Consider the following 6,819-nt stretch of genomic DNA (forward strand, 5'->3'; position numbering starts at 1 on the left):
TTGCATGAGAAGATGATAATTAAGCTTTTGTTAACTTGTCCTATAATTCGCTACAGTTAATGCAAGTTAAATGCAGCTCAACTGAAACAGGATACTCCAAGATGTTAGTTCAAGATTTTTTCAACTCCCTATGGCACAGCTATATTGCAGTCACACCACAAGCAAAACGCATCCAAGAATTATTTGAAAGTAAGGGTGAAAAAGTACTGAATGACCACGTGGCATTTCGTACCTTTGCGAACTCTCCTATTAGCCTAGACAAGCTAACACCTATGCTTGAGCAAATCGGCTACCAAGCCTATGGCGCTTTCACTTTTGAAAAGAAACACCTGTTTGCTAAATGTTTCAAACATTCAGATCCAACCCAACCTAAGATTTTTGTCAGTGAGCTTCTATCTCATGAACTGTCTGAGGTTGCGCAAGAGGTGATTAACAAATTAGTTAACCAAATTCCTGCACAGGTTGTTCAATCTCCAAGTATTTTTTGGCAAGGCCGTTTGTGGAGCAAGCCTAGTTACGAAGAGTATCAAGTCCTTGCTGCTGAAAGTGAATATGCGGCCTGGTTATCGACTATGGGCCTTAAAGCTAACCACTTTACTGTTAGCATCAACCACCTAGAGAACTTCGAAACTATCGAAAGCGTGAATCAGTTATTGATAGATGAAGGTTATACCCTAAACGAAGTTGGCGGTCTGATTAAAGGCACACCTGAGCTTTTCCTAGAGCAGTCTTCAACTATGGCGGATAAGATTAAGTTTGAATTCTCTTCAGCTAAGAAGGTTGAAATTCCATCTTGCTTCTATGAATTTGCCCTAAGACACAAGATGGAAAACGGTGAAGTGTTTGATAGCTTTATCGAAGGTAATGCCGACAAAATTTTTGATTCTACTAATCAATAATTGCACACCAAGATTCTCTGGCACGACCAATCTGTTGGCACCACTATTTCGCGATAGTCGGTGCCAACATCATATCTAGCTGACCTGCTGCATAAATTTGCTGACCATAAAGAGTGACACTGGTAATAAAGTTTGAGCTAGGTTTATCGAGTTCTAATTGTGCAATCAATTGGTTTTCAATAAAAAGCTGATTAGCTTCACTTAAAGTCACAGCAACTTTGGGTAATACTAAACCTTGTTTCGTATAAAGCTGCCAAAGCTGCGTTTCACCTTGCACTAGATTAATCTGGCTTGGCTGTACCGCTTTGGATTTTTCCGCATTTGCCGCTTTATAACCCGCATATTTAAGCGCTAAGTTCAGCTTTATGCATTCAATATCCCCTCTTTTTCTCGCTTCAACTTTCTTATTAAGTGCGATTAACTTTTTTGTCAGCGCCTCGTTTTTGTTTTTTAGTACACGATTAATTTCAACAATAGTATCTGGGTTATTGGATAGGAGAGGTAATTCAGATTGGGTCGAGGCAAGTTCACCGCTTCTTTGCCACCACTCATCGGTTAGGCGAGAGAATTGAAACTGTAATTGTGATCTTTGCTGTTTAAGCAGCTGAACTTCGTCAAGCGGCGGTTCTATTTTAGCTTGTGTTTGAGACGGTTTAACCTGACTGGTACAGCCCGTCACTAAGATAATCAGTAAGACACCAAGACCCGCTTTTAATAATTTAGTATTCATATCCTTACGTCTTTTACCTCTTCTACTTATTCAAGTCGCCCTGAGATTCTATTTCTATCATGTACGCCCTGCTTTTGCCGTGTATAATGCCTGCAGTTTTTTGATAGGTCTAATGGGTCTTACGCGTATGATGAACCAACTAATTGAGTTTTCCACCAACCATTGGGAAATGGTTTCCCTTTTTATTGCCTTACTAGCACTTGTTATTTGGGTTGAGAAGAAAGGTGGCGCTGGTAGCTTGTCCACAGGAGAAGCCACTAACATGATGAACAACGAATCCGCTGTTGTCCTTGATATTCGTCCTGCTGCTGAGTTTAAAACTGGTCATATTACCGGTGCAATCAATATTCCAGCGACAAAAATAAAAGATCAGATGGCGACACTTGAGAATCATAAATCAAACCCCATCATCTTAGTTTGTAAAACAGGTATGACTTCTGGTGCTAGCGCGAAAGAGCTGCAAAAAGAAGGTTACACTGTCTATAAAATGCAAGGCGGTATCGCTGAGTGGCAAGGTGCTAATTTGCCATTAGTAACTAACTAGAGAGGTCAAAATGTCTCAGGTAACTATTTACTCAAGTGACTATTGTCCTTTTTGTATTAGAGCGAAACAATTGTTGAAAATGAAGCAGGTAGAATTCAACGAAATTAATGTTGATGGACAATCTGCGCTACGCCGAGAAATGACAGAAAAGAGCGGCCGTACATCGGTTCCTCAAATCTGGATCCAAGAGCATCATGTCGGCGGTTGTGATGAATTATTTGCCTTGGAACGTAATGGTAAGTTAGATGCGTTACTGTCTCAGTAATGCATTAAAACCTGACTAAAAATACTAAAAAATATATAAGACTAAGGAAATACAATGGCTGAAACTACAGAAGCAGTTGCACCGCAACTTGCACTACAACGTATCTTTTTAAAAGACATCTCGTTTGAATCTCCACGTTCACCTATGGTTTTTCAAGAAGAGTGGAAACCAGAAGTTGGTCTAGAACTGAATACTAAAAGTCGTCAAGTAGGCGAAAACCTGTATGAAGTAGTATTAGAAGTCACTGTTAATGTTAAAAACAACGGCGAGAGTGCTTTCCTAGTTCAAGTTCAACAAGGTGGTCTGTTTGCCATTGCAGGTCTTGACGATCAGCAGCTACACCACGCTCTAGGCGCTTTCTGCCCAGGCACTGTTTTCCCTTACGCTCGTGAAAACATCGACGCACTTTGCGTTAAAGGCAGCTTCCCTGCTTTGATGCTTGCACCAGTTAACTTCGATGCGCTTTATATGGATAGCCTTAAGAAGCAGCAAGCTGAAGAAACATCTCAATAAATTATTGAGTGATAAAAAGAAGGGCTTAATTGCCCTTTTTTTTGTGTTATAAATAATCAACCGCAGCTTATTGTTTCCACTCACCCAGGGAAGAACATGGCAAAAACCAAAAGTGTCCGCAAGAAAAAACCTTGTGCCCGATGTATGAAAATACGTTGGATGGTCCTTTACTGTGCCTGTATTGCCCTAATACTTGTGTTGTTTACCCATGAATATATGCAAAAAGGACTTTAGAAGCGCCTACCTAGCCCTTCTTTCTGTTTTATTTTTATCTGGCTGTGCCACTTATAATCAAGGTATCAGTGATAGCCGAGACCTTGCTAAACAAGGCCAATGGCATGAAGCCGAAGAGATTATCTCTGAGACACTAGATAGCTCACAGGACCACCTATTACGCCTATTAGAAAAAGGGGCATTAGCTCAGTATCAAGGTGATTATGAGCGCAGTAATCAACTTCTTGAACAGGCAGAAAGACTTAGCGACACCTTCCTAGAAGAGAGTATTAGTAGCCGTTCTTGGGCCTTGCTTGCTAACCCTATGCAAGGAGATTTCCAACCAACTGGCTTTGAACGTGTTTACATCAACTTTTTCAAGTCTCTCAACTATCTTGCACTTGCCGAACAAGCGAAATCTCGACAAGAGCGTCAAAGCCTACTTGATGCTGCCCTAGTTGAATCCCGCCGTATTGATCTTAAGTTAAATGAAATTGCGGCACTTAACCCAAGCTATGAAGACATAGATGGCGCTAACAAGGCTTTTCTATCTAAGGCGGTGGATTGGCTTTCTGGTTTCTATACTGGCGGCATAAATAGTGATGACTATGTTTACCGCGACGATGCCTGGGCCAGGTACATGGAAGGCTTACAGTATGAAATAAGTGGCGAGTATGACGATGCTCGTATCGCTTACCAAGCCTCAGCAAACCTTTACGACAAAGGTTATACCAAGCAATACAATCTACCTAAAGATGCAGGCCAAAGAGCTTGGCTTGATACCATACGCATGATGAAAAAAGCAGGCGGTTGGCAAAGTGAATACCCAAGCCTTGCCAAAGAAAAGCTCAACAAAAAGTATCAAGCATTGCTAGCAGACTATGATAAAAAGCCAGCTGAAATTATTGTTCTTGAAGAACAGGGCTTTGTACCTGAACGAAAAGAGCTCAACTTGATGTTATATGCATCCCCACAAAGTTATTCATTAGTACTAGAGCCGCTTTACACAGGCACCCACCAAGATGCGAATAATGCCTCACGCTGGTTTAGCATGGTTTATGCTGATCAGGGTTTACTAAACCTCTTTGCTAACTATCAGGCGGGGGGAGCTTGGAATACTTTTGCTGGCGTATTCACTAAACGCATTATTTTAGGCAATGCTGGCTGGCGTTCATTACGTTCTGTCGGCATAGATAAGATGCTAAGCGAAGCCCCTGTTCGCATTGCTGTCCCTTATTACGACCCTGTAGTGCTAGACAGCACTAAAACCAAACTCAGCTCAAGTTTAGCAACCTCTGGTGCTAGCAAGCATGATTCCGTACGTATGACGTCCTTGGCTGACATCACTATGCAAGTACAACTCAGCCAAGCAAGCCGTGATATCTATGAGACCTTGCTAAGGGAACTTTTGCGTAATTACTTGGCCTATAAAGTGTCTAGTGAAGTGCAAGATGAGACAGCCAGCTTGTTGCTAGGCTTTGTCGGCAAAATCGCCGTATTGGCATCCGCATCATCTGAAACTCGAAATTGGTCGACTCTACCAGCTCAAATACGTTTAACACGACAAGCAGCGGATACAGGCTTACAATCTCTAAATTACCAAACCAATGGTAGAAACTTCACGTTAGACCCATTTGAATTAAATAAAAACCAAATTAAAGTTTGGAATATTCGTAACCCAAACTAACTTTTGATATAACCTCATCCTAGAGATAAAGGTTTTAGACATTGCTAATAAAGGAAGCACAAAATGACTAGTTTTTCTTGGAAAACCCTTGCGGTTGGTATCCTAAGCCTGATGTTGATGGCATGTGGTTCAACCAGTGTAAAACGTGTATCAGTTGATGAAGAAATTGCTTTATCAGACCGCTGGAACGATAAAGACTCTAGCCTAGTTGCTGAAGAGATGATGACAGACATGCTGTCTTTCCCTTGGTTTAGAGATTTTAGTTTCAAAAACTCAGGCAACCCAACTGTTATCGTACAAAGCATCCGCAACAAGAGTCATGAACATATTCCTGTTGATACCTTTATCAACGATATAAAGCGCTCTCTATTACGTGCTGGCAAAGTTGATTTTGTTGCATCAGGTAGCGAACGAGCTGACATTCGTACCGAAAGAGAAGACCAAGAGCTAAATGCTGCCGAAGGTACTGCTGCACAATTTGGTGAAGAACAAGGTGCTGGATTTGCTCTTTCAGGCACAATCAACTCTATTGTTGATTCCGATGGGGACAAGCGTGTGACCTTCTATCAAGTTGACCTAAAATTGATTGATATGACAACCAATAGGGAAGTTTGGAATGGACAGAAAAAACTTAAGAAACTTGCCGATAAGAGCTTCTTCTAACATGTGGTCCCGCTCTTTAATTCTCGTTTCTAGCTTGATGCTCGGTGCTTGCACCGAGCTATTTGTGAAATCAGATGACTCAAGCGAACCAACTCAAGTTGCTAATACAAACCAAGCAGCGCCTGCCGCTAAAGCAAGCAGCAGCACGCTTAATACAGCCGCAAAAAATGCGACTCCTAGCTGGGTGCTATCACCGCCAAGTGATGCACGCTACCTTTATGGTGTTGGCAGTGTGATTCAGTCGGAAGATTTGGTCGCCGATATTAAAGGCGCACGTCAGCAAGCTAATGCAGACATGGCCAATCAGCTAAGAGTCACGGTTTCTCAAAGCAATGTACAAAGTACTCAGGTTAGCCAAAACACGTCACAGTCTGAGCAGGTGTTGAAATCCTTTTCATCAACCACGCATATGGACACTGAGTCTTTAGTATTAGAGCAAAGTGAAACGGTTGAAAATGTTGCCACAGGCAAATACGTTTATGTATTGCAACGCCTTGATAGAGCAAAAATTACGGCGCGTTTACGTCGTGAGATAACAGAACTAGACTCTCAACTAGAAGCCATCGCCCTTGAAGCAAAAACCCAAGGTAATCTGGTTGAGCAATGGCAATCCATTTTGCCGGCTCTCCCTATCTTGTCAGAACGTGCACAAAAGCTTGATCTATTACAGCTATACAGCACAAGCGCTAACCTAGCGTCAGCTAAAAGCGAGACGATTAAAGGCTTAGAAAAGCAGCTATCTAGTCTGTTAACGCAACTCTCAATTCAAGTGAGTAGCCAATCCGCAAGAAGCCAATCTTTAATCAAGGTGCTACGCAGTGAGCTAACAGATAAGGGCTTAACCCCATCGAGTAAAGCCAGCAGTCCTCTCCGTATTAACTTGCACATTAGTACTAACAAGCAAGTAAAAGAAGGACGCACTTATCAGTTTGTTAACCTGAATGCATCACTTGATGAAGTTAGCCATGATAGCTCTAAAATGTTGGCAAGCTGGAGCTTAACTGGTCGAGGTATTTCTGCCACACCAGAACAAGCCACTCAGTCTGCCTATAAAAAAGCAGCTAAATCTTTAGCCGATGAAGTTTTTACCTATTTAACGCAAGGTAATTTGGCCAATGCTCAATAAGCAAAGCTAAAACCTTCTGAAAGCTATATAAAAAAAGCCTCTTATGAACTGACCCCCAATAGTTGGACAAACTAATTACTGGGGGTCTTTTATGTCCAAATATAGTCGTGAGTTAAAACTTCTCGTTGCCAAGGCGTGTTTAGATAGCACATCTTCTTGCCAACTTGAAAAACAATATT

General features: G+C 41.7%; 8 protein-coding genes. 7 read left to right on the forward strand and 1 reads right to left on the reverse strand.

The window, feature by feature from the left end:
* The first annotated feature begins 101 nt into the window (after positions 1-101).
* Entirely contained in the window at positions 102-899 is a 798-nt protein-coding gene (locus OA91_RS10135; protein ID WP_063338108.1) for a DUF1338 domain-containing protein, read from the forward strand.
* Between the two features lie 43 nt (positions 900-942).
* Here OA91_RS10135 and OA91_RS10140 read toward each other — a convergent pair whose 3' ends face one another.
* Entirely contained in the window at positions 943-1,629 is a 687-nt protein-coding gene (locus tag OA91_RS10140; RefSeq protein WP_063338109.1) for a hypothetical protein, read from the reverse strand.
* Positions 1,630-1,756: 127 nt separating this feature from the next.
* Here OA91_RS10140 and OA91_RS10145 point away from each other — a divergent pair, with 127 nt between their 5' ends.
* The 6 genes from OA91_RS10145 to OA91_RS10170 all read left to right on the forward strand — a co-directional run bounded on the left by OA91_RS10145 (position 1,757) and on the right by OA91_RS10170 (position 6,640).
* Entirely contained in the window at positions 1,757-2,173 is a 417-nt protein-coding gene (locus tag OA91_RS10145; RefSeq protein ID WP_046015896.1) for a rhodanese-like domain-containing protein, read from the forward strand.
* A 10-nt stretch (positions 2,174-2,183) separates the two neighbouring features.
* Positions 2,184-2,438: a glutaredoxin 3 gene (gene grxC, locus OA91_RS10150; RefSeq protein WP_046015591.1), complete on the forward strand. Its 255-nt coding sequence runs from the start codon at positions 2,184-2,186 to the stop codon at positions 2,436-2,438.
* Between the two features lie 54 nt (positions 2,439-2,492).
* Positions 2,493-2,951 carry a protein-export chaperone SecB gene (gene secB, locus OA91_RS10155; RefSeq protein ID WP_046015590.1) on the forward strand — a complete coding sequence of 153 codons (459 nt, stop codon included), beginning with the start codon at positions 2,493-2,495 and terminating at the stop codon, positions 2,949-2,951.
* A 208-nt stretch (positions 2,952-3,159) separates the two neighbouring features.
* Positions 3,160-4,851, forward strand: a complete 1,692-nt coding sequence (locus OA91_RS10160; protein ID WP_046015589.1) for a hypothetical protein — start codon at positions 3,160-3,162, stop codon at positions 4,849-4,851.
* 63 nt (positions 4,852-4,914) lie between these two features.
* Positions 4,915-5,514 carry a penicillin-binding protein activator LpoB gene (locus tag OA91_RS10165; RefSeq protein WP_046015588.1) on the forward strand — a complete coding sequence of 200 codons (600 nt, stop codon included), beginning with the start codon at positions 4,915-4,917 and terminating at the stop codon, positions 5,512-5,514.
* A gap of 1 nt (position 5,515) precedes the next feature.
* On the forward strand, positions 5,516-6,640 hold the full coding sequence (locus tag OA91_RS10170) for an LPP20 family lipoprotein (protein ID WP_063338110.1): 1,125 nt from the start codon (positions 5,516-5,518) through the stop codon (positions 6,638-6,640).
* The last annotated feature ends 179 nt before the right edge of the window (positions 6,641-6,819 follow it).

The organism is Marinomonas sp. SBI8L, from assembly GCF_001624705.1.
Taxonomy (GTDB): domain Bacteria; phylum Pseudomonadota; class Gammaproteobacteria; order Pseudomonadales; family Marinomonadaceae; genus Marinomonas.